Source organism: Streptomyces fodineus (genome assembly GCF_001735805.1).
GTDB classification, from domain to species: Bacteria; Actinomycetota; Actinomycetes; order Streptomycetales; family Streptomycetaceae; genus Streptomyces; species Streptomyces fodineus.
The window spans coordinates 18,825-44,604 of record NZ_CP017248.1 but is presented as its reverse complement, the minus strand read 5'-3'; the positions used below and the strand labels follow the sequence as shown (position 1 = coordinate 44,604).

Annotated in this window: 25 protein-coding genes and 4 pseudogenes; 16 read left to right on the top strand and 13 right to left on the bottom strand. The window is 69.2% G+C overall.

Features of this window, described 5'->3' with window-relative positions:
• Positions 1-33: 33 nt before the first annotated feature.
• Positions 34-1,200, top strand: coding sequence for a NucA/NucB deoxyribonuclease domain-containing protein (locus BFF78_RS00200; protein ID WP_079161042.1), 1,167 nt, complete (start codon positions 34-36; stop codon positions 1,198-1,200).
• Here the strand turns inward: BFF78_RS00200 and BFF78_RS42200 are convergent.
• Positions 1,201-1,488, bottom strand: a pseudogene (locus BFF78_RS42200) (transposase); the annotation flags it as partial.
• Between the two features lie 135 nt (positions 1,489-1,623).
• Between BFF78_RS42200 and BFF78_RS00195 the strand changes: the two are divergent.
• Positions 1,624-2,862 (top strand): IS256 family transposase, encoded by a 1,239-nt coding sequence (locus tag BFF78_RS00195; RefSeq protein WP_069776384.1) that lies wholly within the window; start codon positions 1,624-1,626, stop codon positions 2,860-2,862.
• A gap of 43 nt (positions 2,863-2,905) precedes the next feature.
• Here the strand turns inward: BFF78_RS00195 and BFF78_RS42195 are convergent.
• Positions 2,906-3,445 (bottom strand): annotated as a pseudogene (locus BFF78_RS42195) (IS5 family transposase); the annotation flags it as partial.
• A gap of 134 nt (positions 3,446-3,579) precedes the next feature.
• Positions 3,580-4,776 carry an IS110 family RNA-guided transposase gene (locus BFF78_RS00190; RefSeq protein WP_069776383.1) on the bottom strand — a complete coding sequence of 399 codons (1,197 nt, stop codon included), beginning with the start codon at positions 4,774-4,776 and terminating at the stop codon, positions 3,580-3,582.
• Positions 4,777-4,927: 151 nt separating this feature from the next.
• Between BFF78_RS00190 and BFF78_RS00185 the strand changes: the two genes are divergently transcribed.
• A protein-coding gene (locus tag BFF78_RS00185) for an IS5 family transposase (protein WP_418346738.1) occupies positions 4,928-5,784 on the top strand; the annotation gives its coding sequence in 2 pieces (ribosomal slippage) (positions 4,928-5,324 and positions 5,324-5,784; 858 coding nt in all).
• A gap of 70 nt (positions 5,785-5,854) precedes the next feature.
• On the opposite strand, the gene BFF78_RS00180 is transcribed toward BFF78_RS00185, so the two are convergent.
• From BFF78_RS00180 to BFF78_RS00170, 3 genes are all read right to left on the bottom strand, one after another.
• On the bottom strand, positions 5,855-6,352 hold the full coding sequence (locus tag BFF78_RS00180; RefSeq protein WP_159032893.1) for a hypothetical protein: 498 nt from the start codon (positions 6,350-6,352) through the stop codon (positions 5,855-5,857).
• 421 nt (positions 6,353-6,773) lie between these two features.
• On the bottom strand, positions 6,774-6,992 hold the full coding sequence (locus tag BFF78_RS00175) for a hypothetical protein (protein ID WP_069776381.1): 219 nt from the start codon (positions 6,990-6,992) through the stop codon (positions 6,774-6,776).
• A 439-nt stretch (positions 6,993-7,431) separates the two neighbouring features.
• Positions 7,432-8,001: a DUF4232 domain-containing protein gene (locus BFF78_RS00170; protein ID WP_069776380.1), complete on the bottom strand. Its 570-nt coding sequence runs from the start codon at positions 7,999-8,001 to the stop codon at positions 7,432-7,434.
• Positions 8,002-8,648: 647 nt separating this feature from the next.
• Here BFF78_RS00170 and BFF78_RS00165 point away from each other — a divergent pair.
• Together BFF78_RS00165 and BFF78_RS00160 are read left to right on the top strand one after the other, a co-directional pair.
• A complete protein-coding gene (locus BFF78_RS00165; protein WP_069776379.1) occupies positions 8,649-8,882 on the top strand; it encodes a hypothetical protein in 234 nt (77 codons plus the stop codon).
• A complete protein-coding gene (locus BFF78_RS00160) occupies positions 8,882-9,154 on the top strand; it encodes a hypothetical protein (RefSeq protein WP_069776378.1) in 273 nt (90 codons plus the stop codon). The genes BFF78_RS00165 and BFF78_RS00160 overlap by 1 nt, the downstream gene beginning before the upstream one ends.
• Before the next feature lie 312 nt (positions 9,155-9,466).
• Here BFF78_RS00160 and BFF78_RS00155 read toward each other — a convergent pair whose 3' ends face one another.
• Together BFF78_RS00155 and BFF78_RS00150 are read right to left on the bottom strand one after the other, a co-directional pair.
• The gene (locus tag BFF78_RS00155) at positions 9,467-10,471 is read right to left on the bottom strand and encodes a hypothetical protein (protein ID WP_069776377.1); all 1,005 of its coding nucleotides are present in this window, start codon (positions 10,469-10,471) and stop codon (positions 9,467-9,469) included.
• A 15-nt stretch (positions 10,472-10,486) separates the two neighbouring features.
• Positions 10,487-10,756 (bottom strand): hypothetical protein, encoded by a 270-nt coding sequence (locus BFF78_RS00150; protein ID WP_069776376.1) that lies wholly within the window; start codon positions 10,754-10,756, stop codon positions 10,487-10,489.
• Between the two features lie 1,188 nt (positions 10,757-11,944).
• Between BFF78_RS00150 and BFF78_RS00145 the strand changes: the two genes are divergently transcribed.
• From BFF78_RS00145 to BFF78_RS00130, 4 genes are all read left to right on the top strand, one after another.
• Positions 11,945-12,136 (top strand): hypothetical protein, encoded by a 192-nt coding sequence (locus tag BFF78_RS00145; RefSeq protein WP_227025647.1) that lies wholly within the window; start codon positions 11,945-11,947, stop codon positions 12,134-12,136.
• A gap of 131 nt (positions 12,137-12,267) precedes the next feature.
• Entirely contained in the window at positions 12,268-13,281 is a 1,014-nt protein-coding gene (locus tag BFF78_RS00140) for a hypothetical protein (RefSeq protein WP_069776375.1), read from the top strand.
• A 72-nt stretch (positions 13,282-13,353) separates the two neighbouring features.
• Positions 13,354-13,818 carry a transposase gene (locus BFF78_RS00135; RefSeq protein WP_069776374.1) on the top strand — a complete coding sequence of 155 codons (465 nt, stop codon included), beginning with the start codon at positions 13,354-13,356 and terminating at the stop codon, positions 13,816-13,818.
• A gap of 22 nt (positions 13,819-13,840) precedes the next feature.
• Entirely contained in the window at positions 13,841-14,428 is a 588-nt protein-coding gene (locus tag BFF78_RS00130; RefSeq protein WP_069776373.1) for an SMI1/KNR4 family protein, read from the top strand.
• Positions 14,429-14,549: 121 nt separating this feature from the next.
• On the opposite strand, the gene BFF78_RS00125 is transcribed toward BFF78_RS00130, so the two are convergent.
• Positions 14,550-15,638 carry an alcohol dehydrogenase catalytic domain-containing protein gene (locus BFF78_RS00125; protein ID WP_079161040.1) on the bottom strand — a complete coding sequence of 363 codons (1,089 nt, stop codon included), beginning with the start codon at positions 15,636-15,638 and terminating at the stop codon, positions 14,550-14,552.
• Positions 15,639-15,740: 102 nt separating this feature from the next.
• On the opposite strand from BFF78_RS00125, the pseudogene BFF78_RS42185 reads away from it, so the two are divergent.
• Positions 15,741-16,033 (top strand): annotated as a pseudogene (locus BFF78_RS42185) (LysR family transcriptional regulator); the annotation flags it as partial.
• Between the two features lie 2 nt (positions 16,034-16,035).
• Here BFF78_RS42185 and BFF78_RS00120 read toward each other — a convergent pair.
• Positions 16,036-16,581 (bottom strand): annotated as a pseudogene (locus BFF78_RS00120) (NAD-dependent DNA ligase LigA); the annotation flags it as partial.
• Between the two features lie 306 nt (positions 16,582-16,887).
• The gene (locus BFF78_RS00115; RefSeq protein WP_069776371.1) at positions 16,888-17,919 is read right to left on the bottom strand and encodes a helix-turn-helix transcriptional regulator; all 1,032 of its coding nucleotides are present in this window, start codon (positions 17,917-17,919) and stop codon (positions 16,888-16,890) included.
• A gap of 213 nt (positions 17,920-18,132) precedes the next feature.
• Here BFF78_RS00115 and BFF78_RS00110 point away from each other — a divergent pair, with 213 nt between their 5' ends.
• The 6 genes from BFF78_RS00110 to BFF78_RS00085 all read left to right on the top strand — a co-directional run bounded on the left by BFF78_RS00110 (position 18,133) and on the right by BFF78_RS00085 (position 24,200).
• Positions 18,133-19,725, top strand: a complete 1,593-nt coding sequence (locus BFF78_RS00110; RefSeq protein WP_335755295.1) for an MFS transporter — start codon at positions 18,133-18,135, stop codon at positions 19,723-19,725.
• 415 nt (positions 19,726-20,140) lie between these two features.
• Positions 20,141-20,398: a hypothetical protein gene (locus BFF78_RS00105; RefSeq protein ID WP_227025646.1), complete on the top strand. Its 258-nt coding sequence runs from the start codon at positions 20,141-20,143 to the stop codon at positions 20,396-20,398.
• Positions 20,395-20,766 carry a fic family toxin-antitoxin system, toxin component gene (locus BFF78_RS00100; protein WP_069776368.1) on the top strand — a complete coding sequence of 124 codons (372 nt, stop codon included), beginning with the start codon at positions 20,395-20,397 and terminating at the stop codon, positions 20,764-20,766. Before BFF78_RS00105 ends, BFF78_RS00100 begins: the two co-directional genes overlap by 4 nt.
• Positions 20,767-20,917: 151 nt before the next feature.
• Positions 20,918-21,817 (top strand): aminoglycoside phosphotransferase family protein, encoded by a 900-nt coding sequence (locus tag BFF78_RS00095; protein ID WP_069776367.1) that lies wholly within the window; start codon positions 20,918-20,920, stop codon positions 21,815-21,817.
• 533 nt (positions 21,818-22,350) lie between these two features.
• On the top strand, positions 22,351-23,373 hold the full coding sequence (locus tag BFF78_RS00090; protein ID WP_069776366.1) for a DNA-directed RNA polymerase subunit alpha: 1,023 nt from the start codon (positions 22,351-22,353) through the stop codon (positions 23,371-23,373).
• Between the two features lie 536 nt (positions 23,374-23,909).
• The gene (locus BFF78_RS00085) at positions 23,910-24,200 is read left to right on the top strand and encodes a hypothetical protein (RefSeq protein ID WP_069776365.1); all 291 of its coding nucleotides are present in this window, start codon (positions 23,910-23,912) and stop codon (positions 24,198-24,200) included.
• 71 nt (positions 24,201-24,271) lie between these two features.
• Here BFF78_RS00085 and BFF78_RS00080 read toward each other — a convergent pair whose 3' ends face one another.
• Together BFF78_RS00080 and BFF78_RS00075 are read right to left on the bottom strand one after the other, a co-directional pair.
• Entirely contained in the window at positions 24,272-25,003 is a 732-nt protein-coding gene (locus BFF78_RS00080) for an SDR family oxidoreductase (protein WP_227025645.1), read from the bottom strand.
• Positions 25,004-25,088: 85 nt separating this feature from the next.
• Positions 25,089-25,736: a cysteine hydrolase family protein gene (locus tag BFF78_RS00075; RefSeq protein ID WP_069776363.1), complete on the bottom strand. Its 648-nt coding sequence runs from the start codon at positions 25,734-25,736 to the stop codon at positions 25,089-25,091.
• Between the last annotated feature and the right edge of the window lie 44 nt (positions 25,737-25,780).

The window sequence follows — 25,780 nt, the reverse complement described above, 5'->3', positions numbered from 1 at the left end:
GCCAGCGCGGCCCCGCCCGGTCACGGAACGTGCGTGGCCACCGCACCCGGTACCCCGCTCCAGCGCCAGGGCACGGCCTGGACGTGCGTGAGGACCATCGACACCGCCCCCGCAGGCGCCGCCGCCCCCACCTCCGCCGCCCTCGCACCAGCGGCCCGCGCCCAGGCCGCCGATCCCAAGCCGAATCCCGGGCTGGGGATGTGCACCGGGGCCGATCCCCGCCAGTCCAGCCGCAAGGCCTACTGCGTACGCCACTGGGTCATCTATGAGGCCCTCGGCAAGGACGGGAGCGTAGCCGACCACGCCACGGTGTTCGTCGCGGCGGCGGCGTCCATGGACTCCCAGCCTCAGGCGGCGTGGTCGGAGGACATCATCACCGAGGTCGTCGAGATGACGGAGAAAATGCCCCCCGTCACGATGGCCCTGAGCTCGACCTGCAGTGGCCAGTGCACGTCCGGGTCGTCGGCCTGGGACGGCGCGGCCGTCCGCTTCCGCCGCCTCCACGAGGGCAAGGACGGCACCCTGAGCTACAGCTCGTCCGTGGGCAAGGGCTTCAACACGACGATCCTGCCGACCTACCGCGTGGAGGGGGCCATCCTCAACGGGTCGGGGCCGCCCACGCACATCCGCCCGGAGTGGAACGGCATCGAGGTTCGCTGTGACGATGACTCGGGCAGCTGGCCCGGCTGCATCGTCCCGGGCCACCTGGCCAACGTGACGTTCAGCAAGGCCCGGTACCGGGGGGCGGCCATCGCCTACGAGTGGGCGCAGAAGAACCTGACCGGCAAGTACGGCGACCACGACCACCCGCTGAACCGGTTCACCGACCCTCTCGACCCGAAGAACGACAAACGGCGTGACAAGACCTGTGGCATTGGCGGGCCGAACAAGTTCGTGGGAGGCGCCACCGGTGTCCCCAACGACTCCTGTGACGAGTACCCCTTCGCCGGGTCCTGGCAGGGCGGCAAGGACGGGAACCAGTGCGTAGACATCACCCCGCGTGCGGTCGGCGGCGTGTGGGACATCGCGAACGTCACCGTCGACCGGGCCGCCCAGCCCACCCCGCCCTACAACGCGCCCTGCATCCGGGCCCATGTCGACAACAAGGACAACGGTGACGCGGGTCTGGAGTACGGGCGGGCGATACAGTCCGACCGCATCATCGACAGCGAAGCCTTCGAGGTAATCATCGCCCCGTGACCGGGGCGGTGCCGCCCGGTTGATCTTCAACTTTCCGATCAGCCGCTCCACTTCGTTCCTGCGAACGTAGCGGGCCTTCTCGAAGCTGGTGGGCCGGCCGCCTCGGCTGCCACGGTGCAAGCGATTGGCCTGCTGATTCCTCGGCTCAGGGATGGTGTGCTTGATCTGTCGGCGCCGCAGGTACCGGCGGTTGCGGCGTGATGAGTAGGCTTTGTCGCCGCTGAGGTGATCGGGCCGGGTGCGGGGATGGCCGCCGGCCGGCCGGGGCACGCGAATGCGTTCCAGGACCGGGTTGCGTCCAGGGAAGTGGTGTACGGGTTCGACCTGATCCGGGGGTTTGCTCCGGCATCAGGATGAGGCCCGCATAGATGAACGGCCACCGGCTGATCTTCGAGGTGTCGAAGCCCGAAGGAGATCAGCACGATGACCGCACCCGACAGTCTGCCCCTGCACGCCCTCACGGAAGACAATCTCGCCGCGGCGAGTCCCGATCTGCTGCGCGCGATGGTCAAGACGTTCGCCGACGCACTCATGTCCGCGGAGGCGGACGCCCTCTGCAACGCCGAATACGGCCAGGTCAGCGACGAGAGAGTCAACCACCGCAACGGATACCGCCCGCGTGAGTGGGACACCCGGGCGGGCACCGTCGAGCTCGCCATCCCCAAGCTCAGGTCCGGGAGTTACTTCCCGCACTGGCTGCTGGAACGCAGGCGGCGGGCCGAGCAGGCCCTCATCAGCGTGGTCGCCACCGCCTACCTGCTGGGCGTCTCCACCCGCCGAGTCGAGAAGCTCGCCGAGTCCCTGGGCGTCACCCAGCTGTCGAAGTCCCAGGTCAGCGCGATGGCCAAGCACCTGGACGAACAAGTCACAGCCTTCCGTAACCGTCCCCTGGATGCCGGACCCTACGCGTTCGTATGGGTCGACGCGCTGACGCAGAAGGTCCGCGAAGGCGGCCGGATCATCAACGTCCACGCGCTGATCGCAGTCGGCGTCAACGCCGACGGGCACCGCGAGATCCTCGGCCTGGACGTGGCCACAGCCGAGGACGGCGCCGGCTGGCTGGCCTTCCTGCGCTCGCTGATCGCCCGCGGCTTGTCCGGCGTCCAGCTGGTCATCTCCGACGCGCACATGGGCCTGGTCAACGCGATCGGCGCCACCCTGCCCGGCGCGAGCTGGCAGCGATGTCGTACTCACTACGCCCGCGCACTGCTGAGCCAGGTGCCCAAGTCGGCCCAGCCATGGGTCGCAACATTGCTGCGGACCGTTTTCGAACAGCCCGACACCGACGCCGTCCAGGCCCAGATGCGGCACGTCCTCGACGCCCTGGAAGCCAAGTTCCCCAAGGCCGCAGCGCACTTGGACGCCGCTCAGGGCGATGTCCTGGCGTTCACCGCGTTCCCGCGCGAGATCTGGCGGCAGATCTGGTCGAACAACCCGCAGGAACGGCTGAACAAGGAGATCCGCCGCCGCACCGACGTGGTCGGCATCTTCCCCGACCGCACCGCCCTGATCCGCCTGGTCGGCGCGGTCCTGGCCGAGCAGAACGACGAGTGGACCGAGGCCCGCCGCTACATGGGCCTCGACCTGCTCGCCAAGGCCCGCCTCCACCCGATCGAGTCAGAAATCGACGACACCGTCCTCCCGACCGAACTCACCGCATAGCCTCAAAACGAGATCACCGAGTGGCCGTTGATACACCACTCCCGCGGACGTGACCCAGGACCGGGATCATCTGTGGGCAATCGCCCCACTGCCCTGGCGTGACAAGCAGGGCCAATGGCCGCAGCCCGCCCTCACCGGCCAGATGGATTTTCGTCGTCAGCCCGCCTCGCGAACGGCCGAGGGCTTCGTCTGGACGGTGCTGGGCTGTCCGGATGCCCTTGCCGGCCTTTCGTGGCGCCTGCTTGCGTGCGCCGGCCGCGTGCTGGTGAGCACGGCACACGGTGGAGTCCACACTCACCATGGACCAGTCGATGCGGCCTCCCGCGTCGGCGTCGGCCTGGATGCTCCGGAAGATCCTCTCCCATGTGCCGTCCGCTGACCAGCGGCGATGTCGGTCGTAACAGGTCTGCCAGCTGCCGAACCTCTTTGGAAGGTCCCGCCAGGGGATGCCGGTCCGTATGCGGAACAAGATCCCATTGATGACCTTCCGCTGGTCCTTCCACCGTCCGCCTCGACCAGCGTTCTTCGGCAAGTGCGGCTCCAGGCCAGCCCATTCAGCATCGGTCAGATCACCCCGCCCCACACGGCACCGAACGATCGGCAACCCATCTCGTTACCGACCTATCAGACAGGCCCTAAGAAGCCATCTCATTTGGTGTGTTCGGTAGGGTCTCGGTGTGGGGATCGTTGAGCGGCTGGTGCTTCCCAATGCTGAAGTCAAGCCGTCGCAGCGACAGGTAGTGCGACTTGATAGCACCGTCGGTCACGGATCAAGGCCCACAGAACGTTGACGCGCCGGCGGGCGAGGGCGAGCACGGCCTGGGTGTGCCGTTTGCCTTCGGCGCGCTTGCGGTCGTAGAACTGGCGCGAGTTGGGGTCGAACTGGACGCTCACCAACGCCGACGTGTAGAAGACCCGTTGGAGGCGTCGGTGGTAGCGCTGAGGACGGTGGAGATTCCCGCTGATCTTGCCCGAGTCGCGCGGTGCAGGGGTCACTCCCGCGAAGGCAGCGAGGCGATCAGGACTGGCGAACGCATCCAGGCTGCCGCCGACGGCGACGAGGAACTCGGCGCCGAGCACCGTGCCGATGCCGGGCAGGGACTGGATCACCTCGGCGAGTTCGTGCTCGCGAAACCGGCCCTCAATGAGCTTGTCCGTCTCAGAGATCTTCTCGCTGAGGGCCATCACCTCCTTCGTGAAGGTGAGCACCATCTTCGCAATGGCCGTTTCACCCGCGACGGCGGTGTGCTGCCGCTCGGCGGCCTCCACAGCCTTCGTCGCAAGTGCTTCGGATCCGCGGACCTTGCGGTTGCGCAGCCAGGTGGTCAGCCGGCGCTGGCCGGTGCGCCGGATCGCGGCCGGGGTCTGGTAGCCCGTCAGGAGCATCAGCGCTCCGCTGGTCCCCAGGTCGAGAGCCCGTTCCAGGGCTGGGAACATGCTGGTAAGCAGTGACCTGAGCCTGTTAATGGTGCGGGTGCGTTCGGCGACCAGGTCGACGCGGCGATCGGTCAGCAGCCGCAGTTCCACGGTGGCGTCATCGTCAGGGCGGATCGGCAGGAGGTCACGCCGCATCCGGGCCTGATCGGCGATGACGCGGGCGTCCCGGGCGTCGGTCTTGCCCTGGCCTCGATAGCTGTCCGAGGCCCGGTTGACCGCGATGCCGGGGATATAAACCAGCTCCTGGCCGTGGTTGACCAGTAGCGCGATCAGTAGCGCTGGCTCGCCGCCGGTCATGTCCAGGGCCCAGGTGACGGCACGGCCGTCGGCAAGGTCCAGGACGTCACCGAGGAGCTTCAGCAGCTCCGGCTCGTCGTTGGCCACCCGTCGCGACAGCAGCGTGTCGCCTTCACTGTCCAGGACCAGGCAGTGGTGGTGGGTCTTGCCGCAGTCGGTCCCGGCCCATATCCGGCTCATCGTGCTCCAGCTCGTCGTGCGTGCAGTGCGTACCACGGACGACCTCGCCGGCATTGCTCTACACAGCGACCTGTTCGCATTTCCCAATCGGCGGCCGAGTCGTCGTGGGGAGTCGGGCGGCCAAGCACCAAAAGCCATGCGCGGCAGCCGGATGAGAGCCACACCCGGCTCCCCTGGGCGCCACAACCCTACGAGTGGCTGGGGCAGACCCAGGAAGAAGGTAGAGCCGGATGAGTTGTGGGAGTTGTTCCAGCGGGTGGTGCCGGAGGCGCCGACTCGTCCGCAGGGTGGCGGCCGGCGCCGTCACGGCGACCGGGAAGTGCTGGCCGCGATCGTGTTCGTGGCCACGTCGGGCTGCACGTGGCAGCAGTTGCCGTCTGCGTCGTTCGGGCCCTCGGGAGCGACGGCCCACCGGCGATTCGCCGAGTGGTCGAAGGCCCGGGTATGGGCGAAGCTGCACCGCCTGGTACTCGACGAGCTCGGCTCTCGCGGAGAGCCGGACTGGTCGCGCTGCGCGATCGACTCCGTGAACATGCGGGCCCTGAAAAGGGGGAACCGACGGGTCCGAATCCTGTCGACCGCGGCAAGTACGGCTCGAAGATCCACTTGATCACCGAGCGCACCGGACTGCCCCTTTCTGTAGGGATCTCCGGCGCGAATCTGCACGACAGCCAGGCACTCGAACCGCTCGTGCGGGGAATCCCGCCCATCCGCTCCCGTCGCGGACCGCGCCGGCGACGTCCGGCCAAGCTGCACGCCGACAAGGGCTACGACTACAACCACCTGCGCCGATGGTTACGCACACGCGGCATCCGGCACCGCATCGCCCGTAAAGGCATCGAGTCTTCCGAGCGGCTCGGCCGTCACCGCTGGACGATCGAACGGACCATGGCCTGGCTCGCCGGATACCGCCGACTGCACCGCCGCTACGAACGCAAAGCCAGCCACTTCCTGGCCTTCACCAGCATCGCCTGCACCCTCATCTGCTACCACCGACTCACCAAATGAGATGACGTCTTAGTGCCCTCCGCCCCGTCTCCACGGTTGAGACGGGGCGGTCGCGCGCGGTCGCTTGAACTCAGTAGAACTTGGAGGGCTGAGCCGTCGGGCTGGGGCTGCCATCGGATTCGAGTCCGGCGACGCGCTGGTTGTATTCGTCGACGCCGCCAGGCTTCAGCACGTAGTCCTCGATCTGACCGTTGGACTGCGGCACCTGCAGGGTGAGGGTGTCACCGTTCAGAGTGCCGTTGATGACCGTGCTCCCCAGCCCGAATTTCACGGTGAGGGCGACCTCGGACCCCGTCAGCGTTCCAGTAACGACCGCACGCTGGTGCTCGGGGCCACTGTATTTCACCTCGGTTTCATCGAGGGTGCCGGTGACGGAGCCGTTCTGCGTCTGGGTTTCGAGGAGCGTGACGGAGTTGTAGTCGCTACCCACGAGAGCGTGGGGCAGACCAGCGGCGATCGCCGGGACTATGGGACCGGAGCTGTGACCAGTGCTTTGGCCGGTACCGCAGCCAGCGGTTGTGAATGCGCAGATGGCGGTGGCGGCGACTGCCGCACGACGGATGATCATGAGGCCCCCCAAGCTGTTCAGGGCAGACTCTAGCCTCGGCAGACACCGCCAGCGGGGCAATCGACAACAGTCGACACTGCACGCGGTCACGCCTGGTCAGTGCTCCCACAGGTCCGGCCCGCCACCCCGCCACTCCACCCAGTCTGCGGAGGATCTGGTCCGCGGAACCGGCTCGGACCTGGAGCGACCAGATCAAGTGAGACGCGGAGGGGCCAGGAATCTCAAGTGATTTGGTCCGAGGAAAGTGGATGCCCGCGGCCGTCTCAGCTGATCTGGTCCGGCTGAGGAGTTTCGAACTGATACCACGGCCCTGAGCCCCTGAGCCCCTGAGCCCCTGAGCCCCTGGGCTCAGGGCACCGCACGGCGTCCGTGCGGTGGTGCCGGTTCCCGGCGGTGCTTGCCGTCGGTTGTCCGGTTCCCGTCAGCCCGCGTCCGCGGCCTCCTGCAGGCTCATCGGCGCCGGATAGATCTCCGTATCGTCCTCGAACAGCCGGACCTGGTCGACGCCGCCGTCGAGCAGAGCCCGCCACTCCTCCCCGATCCATGCCTCGGCGTCGCCCTGGGTCGTGAACTCCTCTGGTTCGACGGGGGACGCCGTCTCCGAACCGTCCGCCTTCTCGAACCGCCACGTCCACACCATGAGGCTCCTCCTTGATCCCGCAAGCAATTCGTGTATGTCGCGTACTACGTCGCCATACGCCGGGCTTTCGGATCGTGCTTCCCCGCTTGAGCGGAAGCCTAACGGGGTGCCCCAGCGCGCGGGCCGGACGCGAGAGACTCGGCGGGTGGACCTGGATCCGGGCCTCTTGCCTGATCAGCGTGACACGGCTCGCGCCCGGTTACCGTCCGCTCCTGAACAGTCCGGCCGGGCAGTGTCCCGTGCCACTGGATCTTGACCGTTTGCCATCGGACTTTGACGGACGCGAGTTTGTGTCATCGGAGTTTGATCACCGCAGGTCAGCGACTCAGCGCACCGAAGGTGCGCTGAGTCGCTGACCTGCATTTATGTGCAGCGCCTCGTAAACGTGCAGGTCAGAGCGTTGCGATCGCAGGCTGCTCGATTTGTGGGGACGGTGGGGTCAGGAAGGCTTGACCGCCGAGACCGGGGTGACGGTCACCTTGTTGTCGCACTCGGCCCACACCCCGTCGTTCAGGGCGACCTGGTGCTTCCCGGAGTGCGGCAGCCCGATGACCATCGTCGGATACGTCACCGGGTCCTTGCCCGACACGCAGTAGCCGTCGGCCTCCCCCTGGACCTGGACGAAGGTCAGTTTCACCCACGCCTTGCCGTGCGGCCGGACCGTCACGGTGGCCGCCCTGCCGGTGGGGGTGACCTTGAGCGGGGTGCTGTGGGCGGGGGAGCCGTTGCCGGCGCCCGCGACCGTCGGATGGCCCTTCAGGACGCACGTCCTGCGGGAGACGTTGGTGAACTGCACGACCGCCGCCCCGGTCCCGGTCCCGACGGGCCGATGGACGGCCTGCCAGGCGCTGACCTGGAGGGCGGAGGCCGGGCAGGCGGGCGGCGGGGTGGAGGTGGTGGTGCTCGCCGCCATGGCGGTGCCGGGCAGGATGCCGGTCACCGCCGCCGCGACGGCCGTGACCGCCGTCGTCGCCAGAGCCGCCCTGCGAATGCCGTTGCTGTGACGCATGCTGTCGTCCCCCTGAGTCGTCTCGTCCGCGGGTTTCGGTCGTCGGTTGTTGCCCCGCGGTACGCGTGGTCGTGGTACGTGAGTGCAGACAGGGCGGGAGAGCGGCAGGGTTCCGTGCGGCGACCACTTGTGACGGAACGGTGACGACAGGCTGCACCCGTGCAGATGGCCGTCAGGGCAGACAGAAGCACCTCCAGCGCGCCACGGATTTTACCACGCCCCCGGCGCGCACCGAAGGTGCGCTGAGTCGCTGACCTGAGGTGATCAAACTCCGATGACACAAACTCGCGTCCGTCAAAGTCCGATGGCAAACGGTCAAGATCCAGTGGCACGGGACAGGCAGGGCCGACCTGTGTCATCAACCCCCTGTTCCCCCAGTGGACATGCCTGTCTGTGTCACTGATCAGCTGATCTGTGTCATCGCCGACCGGGACCCAGGTGGACCCAGCAACCGCCCCACAACCTGGGTCCCTGGGTCCGGAGACCGGTGTTTTCCCTGGTAGACACGAACGGGGCCCGTAGCTGGGTCCTCCTGGGTCGCTGGGTCCCAACCGCTCGCACGGGCCGGTTCGTCCGGAGTGGTCCCCAGCACCGAGTGCGGCCGATACCGTTGGGAAAACGCCAGTCCCGCCCTTACGGAGCCCTCGATGAGCGAACAGCCGGCACCCGCCGACCACGCCCGGCAGCAGCTGGAGCCCGCGGCCGCCGACGCGGTCCGCGCCTACGCGGCCAAGACCCGGGAGAACGCCGACCAGCTCGCCGCCGTCCTGGAGGACATCGCCACCAACGGCCTGCCGTCGGTGGAGGACTGCACGCCGTGGGAGGAGCTGCGCGAGGCCCACCTCGCCCGGCTCGCCTCGCAGCGCCCGGCCGTCGCCTGATGACCCCGCAGCACGGCCCGCGCCGCGCCCGGATCGCCTTCTCCGACTCTGCCGCCAAGCAGCTGGAGAACATCACCAGCGAGGCGCAGATCCACGCCCTGGACCGCGCCCTGGTCGTCGTCTCCGTCGCCCCCGACGTCGGCGAGCCGATCCCCGGCGACACCACCGGCCCCCAGCTGCGCCAGTACACCGACGATGTCGAACAGGTCCGGGTCCTGTACTTCGTCACCGCGCTGCGCACCGTCGTGGTCGTCGCCTACATCGAGGTCTAGCCCGACCCGGCCGCAGCAGCCTTGCACCCTTGCACTCGGGCACCTGCCATCTGCCCCTCACCTGTACCGACGCCTCATCGCCACCGCTGCGGGGCGGCATTCTGAGCGACGGGCACACCTGCGGTGATGGTCTGCGGGGGAGTGTCGGTTGAACGTCGTCGTCTGGGCGTCAGTGGCGCAGGTGCGGTGACCTGGTCGTTGACGCTGACGGGTGGTGCTCACTCGTTGCTGGCATGAGTGACGAAGGGCCATGTCATTCTCACGCCGACCACCAACCGCGCAGGGCTGTATCGAGAGCGGCCATGCTGCTCGTCAGACGGGTTTCGGCGCGGCGGGGGTTCTATGGCGGGGCTGTCGGTCCGTCTGGGTGGCCGGGCGGTCCGGGCGGGTCGTGATCGGGGCATGGATCCGCGAGTGAAGCTCGGCGCCCCAGGCGAACCACCCGATGTCGCGGGCGAGGCCGGGGTTGATGCCGGTGTCGGGTGCGGTGCCGTTGCGTCGCTGCTCGACCTCCATCATGCGCAGAATCCCGACGCCCACAGCGTGGTCGCGCGTCTTCTCCGGCAGCTGCAGGAGAAGACGCGCCACGGAGGCGCTGACCGGCACCATGACTTCCCGGTGGGGCAACCGGGCGATCTCCTTGAGGGTGAGCCGACTGTGTTGGTGGACCATGGCTTTGGCGCCGGCCCAGGCGTCGGGGGCGCGGAAGCGGGCCCGTACACGGCCGGTGGTGACGCGGTGCCAGGCGGCTTGCCATTCGTCCAGGCCCCGGCGGCCGGTGACGCCGCAGCCGCGCAGGAAGGCCGCGCACTGGTTCCAGTCGGAGGGGTGCCCTCCGCGGCGGACGATGCACCATGCGGTGCTGAGGGGCAGCACGAACACGTCTCCCGCGGCGCCAGCGCGCTGCTGCAGGGTCCGCAGGGCAGGCGCGCCGGCTTTCTCGTACTCCGCGGCGAGCGCGGCCGCGAAGTCGGCTCGGGTGCGGATGTTGCCGATGGCGGGCGGGCGCAGGGCGGGCAGGATGCCGCGCTCCTCGGCGCGCGCCCTGCGCCACAGCTGCAGGGCGCGGCGCTCCTGCTCCGCGGTGGCGTCGCAGCCGCGGACGAAGGCCACCACGGTGGTCTCCTTGGGCACGGTGAGGCAGCCGGCCGCGCGCTTGAGGGTGGCCGCGGAGACGGCCGGGGCCGGAACGCCGAGCGCGGTGGTGCGCTCGGCGAGCTCGGCGAAGGTGAGCTGGGCCCCCTGCCGCAGACGGTCGAGGTAGGCCGACAGCTCGGCGCGGCGCGGGCCGGCGGGGACGGCGGTGGTCGGGCGCACCTTACGGCCGCCCCCCTACTTGCCGGCGGCGGCGTTCAGGGCGGCGGTGAGCGCCTGCAGCAGCTGCCGGCCGCCCACGCCGACCGCGTAGACCGCGGCGCCGATCGCGCCGCAGCCGGCGAGCAGGACGAACACCTCGCGCACCGGCATGCCGGTGGCAGCGAGGACGGCACCCAGGACGGGGAAGACGCTGATGCCGCACACCTGCGCGGCGCTCACCGGGGTGCGGCCGCCACGGCCGTGATCGGGGACAGGCGCGAGCGCGCCCGGGCGGATGATGGACATGACGAGGTGAACCCTCCCTGATCGAAGGGGGCGGGCCGCCGGCGCTATGGCCGGCGACCGTTCCCCGGGGTGTGCTACTGGCCGCAAAAACCGGGAGGCGGGCGGCAGTTGACACCTGCCGGGCGCGCCGGTGCCGAGCAGCATGGCACGTCCCCGCCCGTGCCCGCGGACCTTCGGCTCACCTGTGTTCCAGGCGGCACACCGGCCGCCGCATCCCCAGGTGGGGCGGCCGGAATCGGCACCGGCCACGGCTTTTGCACGGCACGGCCGCCGTGGCCATCTCGGGCTCGGCTCACGGGTGTTCGGGCTTGCCTTGCCCAGCCGGGCGGGGACGGGGATGCTGGATCCAACCGAGATCGGCGCGGCGTGGGAGCCAAGGCTCTTGGCCCCCACGCAGCACCGACCTCGGCAGCTCCCTGACTCGCTACTGGCCGCAAACCGAAGCACCCAGGGACTTTGCAGGCCCGTTGACACCGTGCCTGCGCCGGGCGGGACCGGCCCCACGCGGGCTGGTCCCGCCCCGTACTGAGCCGGTCTCCGCGTCCATGCCCGCGGCGACTTCGGTTGCTCATCCACTTCGGGCGGGCAGCCCACGATGTCGTTGCGTTCCACCGCGCCGCTGATGCCGTCCGGCCCCGGCACGCGGCCCCGCCGGTACTGCGGCATCCCGGTTCCGGCCGACGTCGCTGGCCGGTGGAGCCGAGGTGCCGTGGGCGGGCACCGCCGACGGCCCCGAGCGCGTGCTGACCTCGAGTCCCGCTGACAGCCCCGGGACCAACCGCGCTCGCTCAGCCCCACCCGCCGGGGCCAACGGCTCCAGGGCCCGCACCCGGCCCAATAAGGACCCGACAGTCCGCCCCCCGGCTCTCGATTGCCGCACCCGACCGGGGGCGAGCCCCAGCAGGCCAACGGCCGGCCCCATCGGGGAGCGGTCCCGCACTCTTCCTGCTCGGCGCCGTGTCTGCCGCTTTCCGCCAGCAGCACCGCCCGTAGCCGCCGAGCCTCCGGTTCTGCGTCACGTCGCCCATCTGTTGGCGCTCCGTCCCGCCGCGTCTCTCTGGCCGCGGGCTGCCCCTGCTGGTGCGGGATCACAGAGGAAGCCCGGTCCTGGCCGGTGCGGCCATCCGCCGCCTGTCCCAGGGCTGTACCGCCGTTGCGTGCCAGCCGGGATCGGCCGACGGCCGCGAGATGACCGAGGAACAGCACCACGAGGCGGCCGCCAAGCTCGGCCGCCTGTGGGCCACCATCGGCTTCGAACCCTTCCAGGACGGCGTGCACATCCTCGACTGCCACCTACAGCGCCCCCAGGACCTCCTGACCGAGCGCCAGGAAGAGTTCACCGCGCTGTGCCGCTCCTGGCGCGAGCACCGCCGATCGTGACCTGTTCGCCCCGCCAGCCGTAGGGGTGTTGCTGGCCCCGTTCCGGCCACACGGGGGCGCGGTGCCTGGCAGGCTGGCGGCCAGGACCGGCGCACGGGCGTCACGGCCCCTATCCGGTGGAGGTGCCAGGCGTGGGCAAGGCCAGCAGGAAACGGCGGGAAGCACGCGAGCCGGGCGGGAACAGGAGCTCCAGGCTGTACCGGGAAATCCCGCTGCCCGTCATCGAGGCCTGCGAGGACGTGCTCACCGCCTACACCAGCGGCCGGGTCCCGGCCTGCGACGCCGCTCTGCTGCAGGACTGGCCCGCGATGATCTACGCCGAGGCCGCCGCGCTGGAAGCCGTGGACCTCCTGACCGACCGCCAAGGGCACAGCAGCGACCTGCTGTTCACCATGCTCCTGGAAGAGGGGACCTTCACCGGCCTGGCCCCGGCCATGCTCCCCCTGCTGCGGTTCCTGCGCGGCCGCCGCGCGGGCCAGAGCCCGACCCTGCTCCTGGCCCCCGACACCCCCATGCCCGCACTCACACTCCTGCTCATCGCGGGCCAGGCCCTGCTGTCCGCCTGCGAGGACCGGCCGGGCAGCCCCGCGGCCGACGCCGTACTACGCGCATGCCTGCGCCACCTGGCCAGCGGCCCGCTGGACGACCGCACGCTGGCGGGCGACCTGGCCTTCGCCCTCACCGAGGAGCAGCAGGAGCAGGCCGACGTCGAGACGTTCGTCCGCGACCAGGCCCGCCGGTTGTGCAGCGAGGCCGTACCCGTCCGCCGTGCCGCCGGGCTCACCGACCGCCCGCCCCTGCTGGTACTCGACCTGGCCGCCCGCCCGGACCTCGAGGACCTCCTGCGGGTCCTGCACAGCGACACCCCGGCGGACGGTGCGGACACCGTGACCCGGTGGCGGGCACTGGCCGGCGCGGACACGGTCCGGCTGGAAGTGGACTGGCCCGAACCGGTCCGCGCCTCACTCGCGGTACTCCTGGACACCGTCGAGCACCAGGGCGTACTGAACCGGATCGCCTCCGGGGGAGCGGTGGACCTGACGGCCACCGATCCGGCGGACAGCCTCGACGACCCCTTCGTCCTCGCCCGGGTCACGACCAACGGGCAGTCCCTGACAGACGTCCTCCGCCGCGCGGCCGTCTGACCCCTCCCTCCTGGCGGAGGACCATCAAGCGCTGATCCAGGGGACATCCGGCGTGAGCATGTCGTGGGTGCAGTGGCGCAGTCCGTTGCCGTAGTCGACCATCGCCACGGCCGGTGGCAGCTCGGCCACCCGCGGCCCCGCTCCGTTGCCGGATGGATCCTCCGCCGCCCCGAGAAGCTCAGCGAGTCCGAACAGCTCCAGCTCGAGACCGTCTCGGCCAACTGCCCCGAGATCGCCGCCCTCACCTGCCATGTTCGGTCGTTCGCGACCATGCTGACCGAGCGCCAGGGCGAACGCCTGTCGGGCTGGCTCGACGCCGTCCGACAGGACGACCTCCCTAGCCTCCGCACGCTCGCCGCAGGACTGGAACGTGACCGGGACGCCGCCATCGCTGGCCTGACCATGCCCTGGAACTCGGGTGTGGTCGAAGGGCATGTCAACAGGATCAAGATGCTCAAGCGCCAGATGTTCGGCCGTGCCGGCTTCGCTCTCCTCGGGTTCTCCTGGCCAGCTGACCACGGCCACCCACTAGAGTGACGGAGACGAGAGAAGATACACCGTGGATCCCCGCATACCCCGCCTGCGTCGCAAGCTGGCCGCGATCCCGTTCCAACCACTGCGCAGCCACTCCTTCGGAGAAGAGCAACATAAGTTCTGCCTCCGTCCGAAGCTGGCGGAAGCACGCATCGCTGCGTTTGAGGCCGAGCACGACATCCTCCTGCCCGATGCCTATCGGCAGTTCCTCATGCACATCGGCGGCTCAGGCGCGGCGCCGTTCTATGGCCTCATGCCGCTGGAGCGCTGTTCCCTGCTTGTCATGAATCCGCGCGGAGAACCGGGGACAACCCGCGGCTTCAACGGCACAGGACCTGGGGCACACGAACGCGACCTCTTCCTCCACATCATCGAGATGGGCTGCACCGACGTATGCCTCATCGCGGTGACCGGTCCCCTCACCGGCCGCGTCCTCATTGGTAACAGCGACGGGTACTGGGGCCCCAACGTTTCCTCCGCCACCGACTTCCTCGCCTGGTACGAACGCTGGCTCAACCACATGAGCGCCGGACACGACAACCGGGCCCTGGAACTCACCTCACCTCGGCTTCGTGCCCATCCAAACCGCCATCGCATGGCTCCGAAGATCTAACTGTCCGTAATAGCTCCACGGAATGTGAGCCAGAACCCGAGAAATAGCAGCAGCAGTATGGCGGCCTGCCCTCGTGAGGGCGGGGGACGTGGCGCTGACATGTGGGGATCAGTCGGTCTTGTCAGCGAGCCGGTGGGGTGAGGGTGGTGCGGTCGAATGGGCCACCATGTGAGGCGGCGTACGTGACGGCGTCGTTGACGGCGTTGAGGCCGAACGACCGGACCCGTTCGGGGGCGAGGTCCAGGGTGCCCGAGGCGAGGAGCCGGATGATGCCGACGTTCGCTGTACGCGGGTACATCCACTGGCCGCGCACGGTGATCGAGTTGCGCATGATCCATGGGTACGGGAGTGCGAGGTCGTCGCCACCGAGCATGCCGACGCCGCCCATGAGAACGACGCGGCCGTATTCGCGCACGGTCATGGCTGCCGTGCGTGCTGCCGAGCTGGGTGCGCTCGGCGGTAGCAGGTCGATCACCATGTCGATCGGGCCGTCGGCCGCCGCGGACATCGCCGCGCGGTCGCCGGCCTCGTCCCCGGTGAGCGGGACCGGGCGCACGAGCGGACCGAACCGCTCGGCGAGGAGGTCGAGCGCGGCCTGGTTGCGGCCTGGGGCGACCACGCGGCCCGCCCCCATGGCGAGCGCGACCGCGACCGCACTGCTGCCCAGGTTGCCGGTGGCCCCGTTGACGAGCAGCGTCTCACCGGCTGCGAGCCCGCCGGCCAGCAGCCCGCCGTAAGGGATGACGTGCACGCCGAGCGCGGCCCATCGGGCCGGGTCGTCCCCCGCCACTGCGGGGAGCGGGAAGACGTTCTCCGTCGGGACCCGCATGAGCTCGGCGAACGATCCGTCGTGCAGGTACCGGGCGAGGCGCGCGCCGCCCTCGCCGCGGGAACTCCAGCCCTGGAGCGTGATGTCGGGCGTCAGGGCGTCATCCCGCGAGCGCACCGTCGAGTCGCACCACACCAGGTCGCCGGGGCGCAGCCGGGTGGCGTCCGGGCCCACGCGGACGACCCGTCCCACGCCGCCGATCCCGGGCACGACGGGAGGGACCAGGGGATAGTTCCGCTCGCCGCTGAAGACCTCAGCCGCGTAGGGCGCCACGCTGGCGGCGAGGACCTCGACCACCACCTCGCCGCCGCCGGCCTCGGGGTCGGGAACCTCCCGCACCGTGAGCGGGGCACCGAACTGCGTCAGAACTGCCGCTCGCACGTGATGACCTCCGTGTTCGTCCGTGTTCGTCGGGATCGACACTAGGAACCCGGCGGGCATGCGGGAAGCGACGATCAAGCATATGTGGTATGCGTATCCCGCATGGACATCTCCAGCACAGGCCTACGGGTCCTGCGGCAGATCGCCGAGTCCGGCAGCTTCACCGCAGCAGCCACCCGGCTCGGCTACACACAGTCGGCGGTCTCACGCCAGCCGCCGCCCTCGAACGAAGCGCGGGCACCGCCTTGTTCGAACGCCGCCCCGACGGAGTGCGGCTCACCCCCGCGGGTCTGACCCTGCTGCGCCACGCTCGCACGATCCTGGACTGCCTGACGGCAGCCGAGCGCGACCTCACTGGCACCGCCTCGCGTACCGAACTCGTGCGGCTCGGACTGTTGGCGGTGGTCATCAGGACCTCGCCGCGGACCTCCACTGTGACCGGCTCGGTCAGCTCGAGTGGCAAGCCTTCGATGGTGCCAATCGCGTGCGAGACATCCTCGCCAGCCGTGCCGTCGCCGCGCGTGATCAGCCTGGTGAGGCGGCCGCGGGTGTATCGGGCAGCGATCGCCAGACCGTCGAGCTTGGGCTCGACACTGAAGCGCGCTGTCCGGTGGCTGATGCGCCGGGCCGGCGACGCGGTCCAGGCGGTGAACTCCTCGGGCGAGAAGACGTTGTCCAGGCTCAGCATGGCCACCGTGTGCGGCACATCCCCCTCCACGGCGCCGCCGGCGACCTTCCCCGTCGGCGAGTCGGGCAGCACCTGGTCGGGATGCGCCGCTTCCCATGCCGCGATACCGCGCACCAGCCGGTCGTAGGTCTCGTCATCCAGCACCGAGGTGCCGCCCGCGTAGTAGGCAGCCGAAGCCTTCACGGCGTCCTCGACTGCCTGTGCGTAGGCGGTTGCATCCACGATCACTGCTGCAGGTGTTGTCATGCGCGCCATCCTGCTTACCGCCACTGACAACGCCGTCCTGCTAATCCTCGGGGTGCACTCCGCAGATGCGGGGAGCACAGGTTCTCGTCTCGCACTTCTTCGGGGGTGTGGGGACCATCCCCACACGCGCGGGGAGCACGGCACCACGACTTACCGGCTCTGCATCGGGATTGGATCGCCGAGACCGTCTCCTGGTACCGCGAGAACCGGGACTGGTGGGAGCCGCTGCAGCAGCGTGCCGAACTGATACACGAGGAGCGCTGACTCCTGCGGAAGCCCGGTGCCGCGGGGCGGAGGCGTGCTCCAGAGGCGGGATCACCGGCCGGACACCGTCCGAGGGCCGGGCGTTCCGGTCGACGGCCCCGGGTGGCCGTCGGGCTGGGGTATGTCGACATCGATGCGGCCCAGCACCTTCCGGGCGGCGTCGACGAGTTCGGGTGGTCCTTCGACGGTGAAGCGACAACTGAAGGTGATCAGGAAGCCGATGAGCGCCGACCACGACCAGGCTCCCATCTGGATCCGGGTGATCCGGTCGTCGATCGCTTCGAAACTCGCGGCCCCTGGCGCCCACTTCGCCACCAGCGTCGCGGGACACTCCATCAGGACGGTGCCCCAGCAGGGCCAGGTGTCCGGGGTGTCACCGCGATCGGGTTGGTTCTGGACGAAGCGGGTGATGTCGTCATCGGGAACCTCCCGCTCCCCGAAGCGCCAGCCGGTGGGGGCCAGATGCCTGATGCGGTCGAGCCGGTAGGCGTGCCAGGAGTGCCTCTGCTGGTCGTAGGCCACCAGGTACCAGCGTCCTGACCAGACGACGAGCCGGTGGGGTTCGGCCAGGACGTTGCTGTCCTCCATCGAGTCGAGGTGGATGGAGCGGTAGGAGAACCTCACGAGGTCACGCTGCTGGGCGGCGGTGCTCAGCTGCGCGAGCAGGGCGGGATCGACCTGTGGTGGAGCGAGCTCCCACGCGTTCTCGATCTGTTCGACGGAGAAGGTCGCGAGCCGGTGGGCGAGGTGAGGCGGCAGCAGCTCCCGAATGGAGTTCAGCGCCCGCTTGGTGGCATCCCCCATACCGGTCACCGAGGCCGGCGCGGTCTGCAGGGATAGCGCGATGGCGAGGGCCTGCTCGTCGTCGACTATCAGCGGAGGGAGTCGCGCTCCGCGGGACAACCGGTAGTAGGCGGAGGGGCCCTTCGTCGCCGTGACGGGGTAGCCAAGCTCGCGGAGGCGGTTGATGTCGCGCCGAACGGTCCGGGGGGAGACGCCCAGCCGCTCGGCCAGCCCGTCACCGGTCCACTCCTTCTGGGTCTGCAGCAGGCTGAGGAGCTCCAACGTGCGGTTGGCGATCAAGGATTGCCCTCCGATTGGTGTCAGTAGCGGTCAGAATTCGTCCTCTTCTCCTGACATAGTGCCAGGGCGCCGGGTCGGGAGGCTCTCCGCCCAGCGCCTTGTAGCTCTCGCTCGGCGACCAGACTGGGCTATTCGTGTCACATAGGATGGATGAACGCAGTGTCTGACAATCCAACTCGGTCTTTACCGGCGAACCGGGATCCCTGGCTGGGATTGCTCGCCATTTCTCTCGGTGTGTCGCTGGTGGTGGTGGACTTCACCATCGTCAACGTGGTGATGCCGCCGATCATCGACGACCTCGAGCTCTCGGCCTTCGACACCCAGTGGATCCAGGAGTCCTATGCGATCATCCTGGCTGCTCTACTGTTGGTGATGGGGCGTCTGTCGGACGTGGTGGGAGCACGTCGGCTGTTCCTCATCGGCACCGTGGTGTTCGGGCTGGCGAGCATCGCCGCCGCCTTGGCGCCCTCCGGGGAACTCCTGATCGCCAGCCGGTTCGCCCAGGGCGTCGGCGGCGCGATCATCATGCCGACGTCGCTCGCCCTGCTCAACATGTCCTTCCGGGGGCCGGACCGGGGCAAGGCCTTCGCCATCTGGGGATCCACGATCGGTGCGGCGGCCGCCGTCGGACCGCTGCTGGGCGGCTGGCTCGCCGAGTTCTCCTGGCGGTGGGCCTTCGGCATCAACATCTTCGTCGTGGTGCTGATCATCGCGGGCGTCCTGAAGTTCCTGGACCAGTCCCCCCGACAGCCGGGCAAGGTCGACGCCGTCGGCGGAGTGCTGTCGGTGCTGGGCCTCGGGCTCCTCGCTTTCGCGCTGATCGAGGGCCGCAACTACGGGTGGTGGGACCCGCGCAAGAGCTTCGGTCCCTTCGGCGACGCGCTGGATCTGTCCATCATCCCGGTCGGTCTGGTCGTCTCCGTGGTGTGCCTGGCGCTGTTCCTGCGGCGCCAGGTCCGGCTCACCCGGGTGGACGGCACGGCGCCGTTGATGGACACCTCGCTGTTCGGCATCAAGTCCTTCAGCACGGGCAGCATCGCGACGCTGATCATCGCGTTGGCGGAGTTCGGCATGCTCGCTGTTCTCCCCCTGTGGCTCCAGTACACGCTCGGGTACTCGGTGCTCCAGACCGGACTGATCGTCTTCATCGTCGCGGTCGGCAGCTTCTTCGCGAGCGGTGCGAGCTTCGGCATGGCCGAGAAAGTCGGCCCCATCGGCCTGGTGCGCATCGGCCTGGTTCTCGAGGCCACCGGTCTGCTGATGTTCGGTGTGCTGGCCAGCAGCGATTCACAGTGGTGGATCATCGGCATCGCCCTGTTCCTGTACGGCATGGGAGTCGGTTTCGCCACCGCGCAGGTCACCAACGTCGTACTGGCGGATGTGCCGCCGCAGCACGCCGGCCAGGGATCCGGCGTCCAGAGCGCCGCACGTCAACTCGGTTCCGCGCTGGGCATCGCGATTCTGACGTCGACCTTCTTCACGGCACTGGACTCCGACCTGTCGGACCGGCTCGTCGAGCAGGGAACACCCGCGCCCCAGGCGAAAGAACTGTCGTCGGCGGTCTCCGACAGCGCGGGCGCGATGATCTCCGGACTGAGTGAGAACCCGCACATGGCCGCGGCCGCCGACGCCGCCCGCGACGCCATGTCCCACGCGATTCGGATCAACGGATACACCTGCGCCGCGCTGCTGGCGCTCGGGATGCTGGCGACTCTCCTCATCCCCCGGCCCAGAGCGGATACCCGGCAGTGGGAAGAGGAGCACGCTCCCAGCAGGGCCGCGGAAGCCGACGTGGACGCGAAGTAGTCCCCCGGCTCCTCGAGGAGCGCCGCCTCCCCGGCCGCACCGGCGGGCCGCCCGCGCAGGCAGGGACCACCACCAACCCACACCTCTCGCGTACCTGCAGGGATGGTCCCGACGTGGTCGGCGCGCTGGGCATGAAGTCCCTGTGCTTCCCGCACCCGTGGGATGGTCCCGAGTGGCCCAGAGTGAGACCCACTGGGTCACAGTGGCGGGGATGGTCCCAACCTTTCCGACGTGCAGAGCACGGCAACAGCGTGCTCCCCGCGCACGCGGGGATGGTCCCAACGGGGCCTACGACGCCGGGGCCTTGCCGCCTGCTGGAGCGGTCGGCGCTGCACCGCTGCTGGCGTGTGCGGGGTCGATGGGGCGCTGGTCCCAGGCCTAGCCGAGGTTGCTACCACCCTGCTACCGTGGGGGTGTGACTTCCTCGAAGAAGCAGACACAGGTCCGGCTGGAGGAGGACGTGCTCGCGGCCGGCAAGGCGGCCGCGGCCGCTCGCCGACTGGACTTCAACAAGTACGTGGAGCGGCTCATCATCGAGGACACCACCGGCGCCCGCGCCGCCGGTATGGCCGCCGCCCAGCGGCTCATTGATGAGCACGGCACCTTCCTCGACGACCTGGAGCGGCAACTCGACGCCCCGTACGCCGGGCCCCGGCCGGGCGCCGCTGCGTGATTCTGCACGTCGACGAATCCTGGATCCTCGAGGTCGCGGAGCGGGCGGGTCATCGCGACCCGGCCGCCGACGATTACGGCGTCCCCATCGCAGCGGTCGCCCGCCACCGCGGTGAACTGCTCGACACACCCGTCTACGACGGCGTTTACGCCCGTGCGGCCGCCCTGGTGCACACTCTGGGGCGCTGCCGCTGGCTGGAGCGCTCCAACTTGAGCGTGGCTTGCGCGGTCGCGGTGATGTATCTCGAGGCCAGTAACATCCCGGTCAGCCCTACTCGCGAACAGCTCACCGCACTCGCCCATGAGCTGAACAGTCCGCGCTGCACCGCTGCCCGGATCGGCGCTTTCCTGCGCACGTGGAAACCCTGACTCTGGTTCGGGCGGAGTGGGCCGAGCGCTGCTGACCCTGAGCTCCGTCCGGTGGAGGCGTTGCTGATCATCGCGGCTGATGTCCTGTGGGGGAGCGGGTACGGGCGTGCTCGTTCCCCGCGTCCGCGTGCGCCAAGTAATGTGACTCCGCATGGTCGAATCCGAGATTGTGATCAGCGAGGATCTGGTCCGTGACCTGCTGCGGGACCAGCATCCGGACTTGGCCGGGCTGCCCATCCGCGAGGTGGCGGGCGGCTGGGGCAACCAGATGTGGCGCCTCGGGGACGCGTTGGCGGTCCGGATGCAGCGGATGGACACCAGCCCGGATCTGCAGCTCAAGGAGCGCCGGTGGCTTCCGACCCTGGCCTCGCGCCTGCCGCTGCCGATCCCGGTCCCCGTGCGGGACGGTGCGCCGTCCGAGCGCTTCCCCAAGATCTGGACCGTCATGACATGGGTTGAGGGCACGCCGCTGGACCACGGCTCGATCACGCGTGGCGACCATGCGGCCGACGTCCTGGCGGCCTTCCTCAAGGCGCTGCATGTGGAGGCGCCCGCCGAAGCACCGGATGCCTCGGACCGCGGTGGTCACCCCAAGGAGTGCACGGAGGGCTTCGAACGCTTCCTGCGGGCCGTGGACCTCGGCCACTTCGCTGCGGACGACATCCGGGCCGTGTGGGACGACGCGGCTGCGGCTCCCGGGTGGGAGGGCCCGCGGGTGTGGGTTCACGGCGACCTGCATCCCGCGAACGTCGTCGTCGCGGAGGGGACCCTGGCGGGCGTGGTCGACTTCGGCGATGTCTTCGCCGGCGACCCGGCCTGGGACCTTGCGGCCGCCTGGGTGCTGCTCCCTGCGGGCGGTGCCTCGCGGTTCTTCGACAGCTATGCGCAGGCGGACGAGGCGGCGGTCCGACGGGCGCGTGGGCTGGCCGCGATGAAGAGCCTGTTCCTGATGCTGATGGGCCAGGACGGGGACCGTGGCCTGCCGGGCGGCAAGCCGATGTGGGGGCCCGCAGGCCGGTCGGCGCTTGAGCGCGTCTTGAAGGGTCTTTGACGTCTGGCATCGATCGATCAACGCGGGGATGTGCCCGGCCTTGTGTGGGGCCGGGCAGCTGCGTGAGGTTGTGGGTCAGCGGGCGTCTGGGCGGAGCGGTACGACGTTCCGGGATCGGCATCATGGTGAAGTCGAAGCCGCGCCTGTAGCTTGATCACTGTGACCTGCCGTCGGTCTGCGGCTATCCGCTCGGGCGCCTCGAAGTCGGCTGGCGGCAGGACGGCCTTTCTCCCCCGCCCGCTCACGGCGCCTCCAGGAAGGGCAGCGCGGCGACCAGGCGCTTGATGTCCTGGATGCCGGTGGTCTCCCTGGCTGACCGCGCGAACAGGCCGTTCATGTCGCTAATGGTGACGTCGGGCTCCTTTGCCCCGCCCGCAGGAGCAGTGAGCCTGGTGGCACCGCTTTGTGTCGGCCGACCGGCTGGCGGGTGGGTGCGGTCAGGCGGTTCGGCGCCCCGGAAGGTAGCAAGGTCCGTACCCTTGAGGTGTCTATGGCGTCAGATAGCGGGCGCCGAATACTGGAGGCAATACCTCGTGCTGATTGCTCAGCGTCCTTCGTTGACCGAAGAGGTCGTCGACGAGTTCCGTTCCCGGTTCGTGATCGAGCCGCTGGAGCCGGGTTTCGGTTACACCCTCGGCAACTCCCTGCGCCGTACGCTCCTGTCGTCGATCCCGGGTGCTGCTGTCACCAGCATCCGCATCGACGGTGTCCTGCACGAGTTCACCACCGTGCCGGGCGTCAAGGAGGACGTCACCGACCTGATCCTCAACATCAAGCAGCTGGTCGTCTCCTCGGAGCAGGACGAGCCGGTCGTGATGTACCTGCGCAAGCAGGGCCCGGGTCTGGTCACCGCCGCCGACATCGCGCCCCCGGCCGGTGTCGAGGTGCACAACCCCGACCTGGTCCTCGCCAGGCTCAACGGCAAGGGCAAGCTGGAGATGGAGCTGACGGTCGAGCGCGGTCGCGGTTACGTCTCCGCCGTGCAGAACAAGCAGGTGGGCCAGGAGATCGGCCGTATCCCGGTCGACTCCATCTACTCGCCGGTTCTGAAGGTCACGTACAAGGTCGAGGCCACGCGTGTCGAGCAGCGCACCGACTTCGACAAGCTGATCGTCGACGTCGAGACGAAGCAGGCGATGCGTCCCCGTGACGCGATGGCGTCGGCCGGTAAGACCCTGGTCGAGCTGTTCGGTCTCGCCCGCGAGCTGAACATCGACGCCGAGGGCATCGACATGGGCCCGTCCCCGACGGACTCTGCGCTGGCGGCCGACCTGGCGCTGCCGATCGAGGAGCTGGAGCTCACGGTCCGTTCCTACAACTGCCTCAAGCGTGAGGGCGTCCACTCGGTGGGTGAGCTTGTGGCGCGCTCGGAGGCCGACCTGCTGGACATCCGCAACTTCGGTGCGAAGTCGATCGACGAGGTCAAGGCGAAGCTGGCCGGTATGGGCCTGGCCCTGAAGGACAGCCCGCCCGGATTCGACCCGACCGCCGCCGCGGACGCCTTCGGCGCGGACGATGACGGGAACTCGGGTTTCGTCGAGACCGAGCAGTACTGAGCGCTGCGCCGGCTTGCGGGGAGCCAGGAAGCCACCGGACGGCGCGGCAGGGTTTCGGGAACTGCCGCCCTGCCCAAGACGGACCCCACCATCGAAGTCTGCTTCCCGCACCAGGCCTCCGCCTCCGGTAGGACGCTCATCTCCAGGCCACTACGCCCTGCTGCCGTGTACGGAGAGTGTTCTTCCTTCTTGCCGGATCCGGCGAGCTGACGCAGTACCACAGGCGGCCCGGGAAGGAAGTCCGCGCAGCAGTTGGTCCTCGTCTTGCCCGTCGCCATGAATGACGTGGCCGGTGGGCTCCGACACGCCGAGTGGATGCCCTTCAGCAGATTCGGAATGCCCTGGCACGGTGGACGTTCGTTGACTGAACTCCGCTGAATATGGGGGTTGTTCGCTGGAGCCGAGGGAGCCGAGGGAGCCGGGGGTGATGGGTCGAGGGGTGGCCTGAGGCCTCTCCCTTGGCCTCTCGCGGAGGGCAGGGCCTGTGCCCTGAGCACGGCACCCGTCCCGGTCTGGACGGACGCCGCGCCGACTGCGTGCTGGACGACGCGATCCGCAACCCGGCCCCGGTCCCGGCGCCGCGCGAGCCGGAGGGGCCGCCGCGCGGCTCCTGTGGGGACGGCGGCGCCAGGATCATCGTCGTCGGCCGCGCCCTCGAGGATGGCCTGTGCAAGCTGTGCCGTGAGGAGGCCGCTGCGCTGGGCGCCGCTGTCGTGCCCACGCCCGCCGCCACGCCGGCCGGGCAGGAAACTTGCTCGGGTCGGGACGGAACCGTGCCGTGCGGCCGGAAGTCTAGGATCCGCGAGTCGATGCGCAATGTCCGCTGAGAATGCGCACTGAGTGTGCAAATCCGGGGACCGGTGCGCATTCGTTACGGTCCGTGGCTGTCGTTGGCCGATCAGTGCGTGACGAGCTGTTGGCCGCCGTCGATGTCGTAGGTGGCACCCGTGAGGGCGCCGTTGGCCATGATGTGCAGTGCAAGGGCGGCGACATCCGCAGGACCGACCACCCGGCCGATGGGCAGCGACTTCCTCAACTGCTCCCGGCGTGCCTCGAGTCGGTCACCAAGGAGGGAGGCCGACAACGGGGTGTCCACGAAGCCGGCCGCGATGAGGTTGACCCGGACCGGGGCGACCTCCAGTGCCAGGTTGGCGGTCAGCGCCGGCAGTGCCGCGGTGAGAGCACCCATCACGGCCATCCCGACCGCGGGCCGTCGGCCGCCGGTCCCGCCGATGAACAACAGCGTTCCTCCGGCCCTGACCTTCTCCCGGCTCGCCCGCGCCGCCGCCAGCATCATCGCGATACGCCCGCCGAAGTCACGTCCGGCATCGGCCAGGTCGATCTCGGCGAGGGGCGTGTACGACGGGCTGCCGGCCGTGACCATCACATGGTCGACCGGCCGGGGCAGCTCCTGGAGAAAGCGCTCCAGGCGATCGGTGTCCTGGGCGTCGAACGCGGCCGTGCTCAGCGGGTCCAGCTCATCCGCCGCCCGCTGCAGACGTTGGGCGTTCCGCGCCGCGAGCACCACCTCGCCGCCTGCCGAACGCACCTGACGCGCGGTTTCCAGACCGATTCCCGCGCTTCCTCCGACCACCACGACCGTCTGTCCGACGAGGCCTGTACCTGCCACACCGAACCCTCCTTCAGCCGCGCTCACAGGAGTTCACCGCCGTCCGGACACGGTTCCCTGACGGCCGTCCGCTCGCCGGGCATGATCACCTCCGCGTCCCCGGCACGCTCCGGCTCACGGCGTCGACGAACTCGTCGGTGGTGAGGATGGCGTGGGCGTACAGAGGCGCGTTGAGCTCGAATGTCGCTGTCATCTCCTCCCAGCTGTAGGAGCCGATGGCGTCGCGGATGAGGGTCACGTGGTAACCGAGCTCCTGGCCGAAGCGGGCAGTGGTGTCCACGCAGGTGTTGGCCCGCATGCCGATGAGCACGATCGTCCGGACGTGGTGCTGCTTGAGCATGAAGTCGAGGTCGGTGTTCGCGAAACCGCTCGAGGCCCAGTGCTGGCGCATGACGAGCTCGTCTTCGCGGGGCTGGAAGTCGGGGTGCCATTCGGCCCCCCAGCTGCCCTCGGCAAAGATCTGCTGGCTCACGATGTGCTGCTGAGTTGCCGACAGGTGGTCCCACGTGAGGTAGTCGCTCGGTGTCGTCTGGTGATGGGGCACGATGAAGACCCGGAAGCCGCGACTGCGGGCGGTGGCGAGCATGGTCCGCATGTGGTCGAGCAGGCCGATGCCTTCCGCCACTTCCTTCCCTCTGGGCCAGAGTTTGCCGCCTTCGGATAGGAAGTCGTTGTACGGGTCGACGACCAGAAGAGCGGTCTCATCCGGGGAGTACTGTGCTTCAGAGGCCATGGATAGTTCCCGACTGGTCAGCGAACGGATCGATCGCCGCTGGG

Bases quoted from the DNA above. Each gene is read 5' to 3' on its own strand.
- BFF78_RS00165 (WP_069776379.1), top strand. From the start codon at position 8,649: ATGAGCGAACAGCCGGCACCCGCCGACCACGCCCGGCAGCAGCTGGAG.
- BFF78_RS00095 (WP_069776367.1), top strand. From the start codon at position 20,918: ATGGTCGAATCCGAGATTGTGATCAGCGAGGATCTGGTCCGTGACCTG.
- BFF78_RS00145 (WP_227025647.1), top strand. From the start codon at position 11,945: ATGACCGAGGAACAGCACCACGAGGCGGCCGCCAAGCTCGGCCGCCTG.
- BFF78_RS00075 (WP_069776363.1), bottom strand. From the start codon at position 25,736: ATGGCCTCTGAAGCACAGTACTCCCCGGATGAGACCGCTCTTCTGGTC.
- BFF78_RS00195 (WP_069776384.1), top strand. From the start codon at position 1,624: ATGACCGCACCCGACAGTCTGCCCCTGCACGCCCTCACGGAAGACAAT.
- BFF78_RS00175 (WP_069776381.1), bottom strand. From the start codon at position 6,992: ATGGTGTGGACGTGGCGGTTCGAGAAGGCGGACGGTTCGGAGACGGCG.
- BFF78_RS00190 (WP_069776383.1), bottom strand. From the start codon at position 4,776: ATGAGCCGGATATGGGCCGGGACCGACTGCGGCAAGACCCACCACCAC.
- BFF78_RS00170 (WP_069776380.1), bottom strand. From the start codon at position 8,001: ATGCGTCACAGCAACGGCATTCGCAGGGCGGCTCTGGCGACGACGGCG.
- BFF78_RS00180 (WP_159032893.1), bottom strand. From the start codon at position 6,352: ATGATCATCCGTCGTGCGGCAGTCGCCGCCACCGCCATCTGCGCATTC.
- BFF78_RS00160 (WP_069776378.1), top strand. From the start codon at position 8,882: ATGACCCCGCAGCACGGCCCGCGCCGCGCCCGGATCGCCTTCTCCGAC.
- BFF78_RS00150 (WP_069776376.1), bottom strand. From the start codon at position 10,756: ATGTCCATCATCCGCCCGGGCGCGCTCGCGCCTGTCCCCGATCACGGC.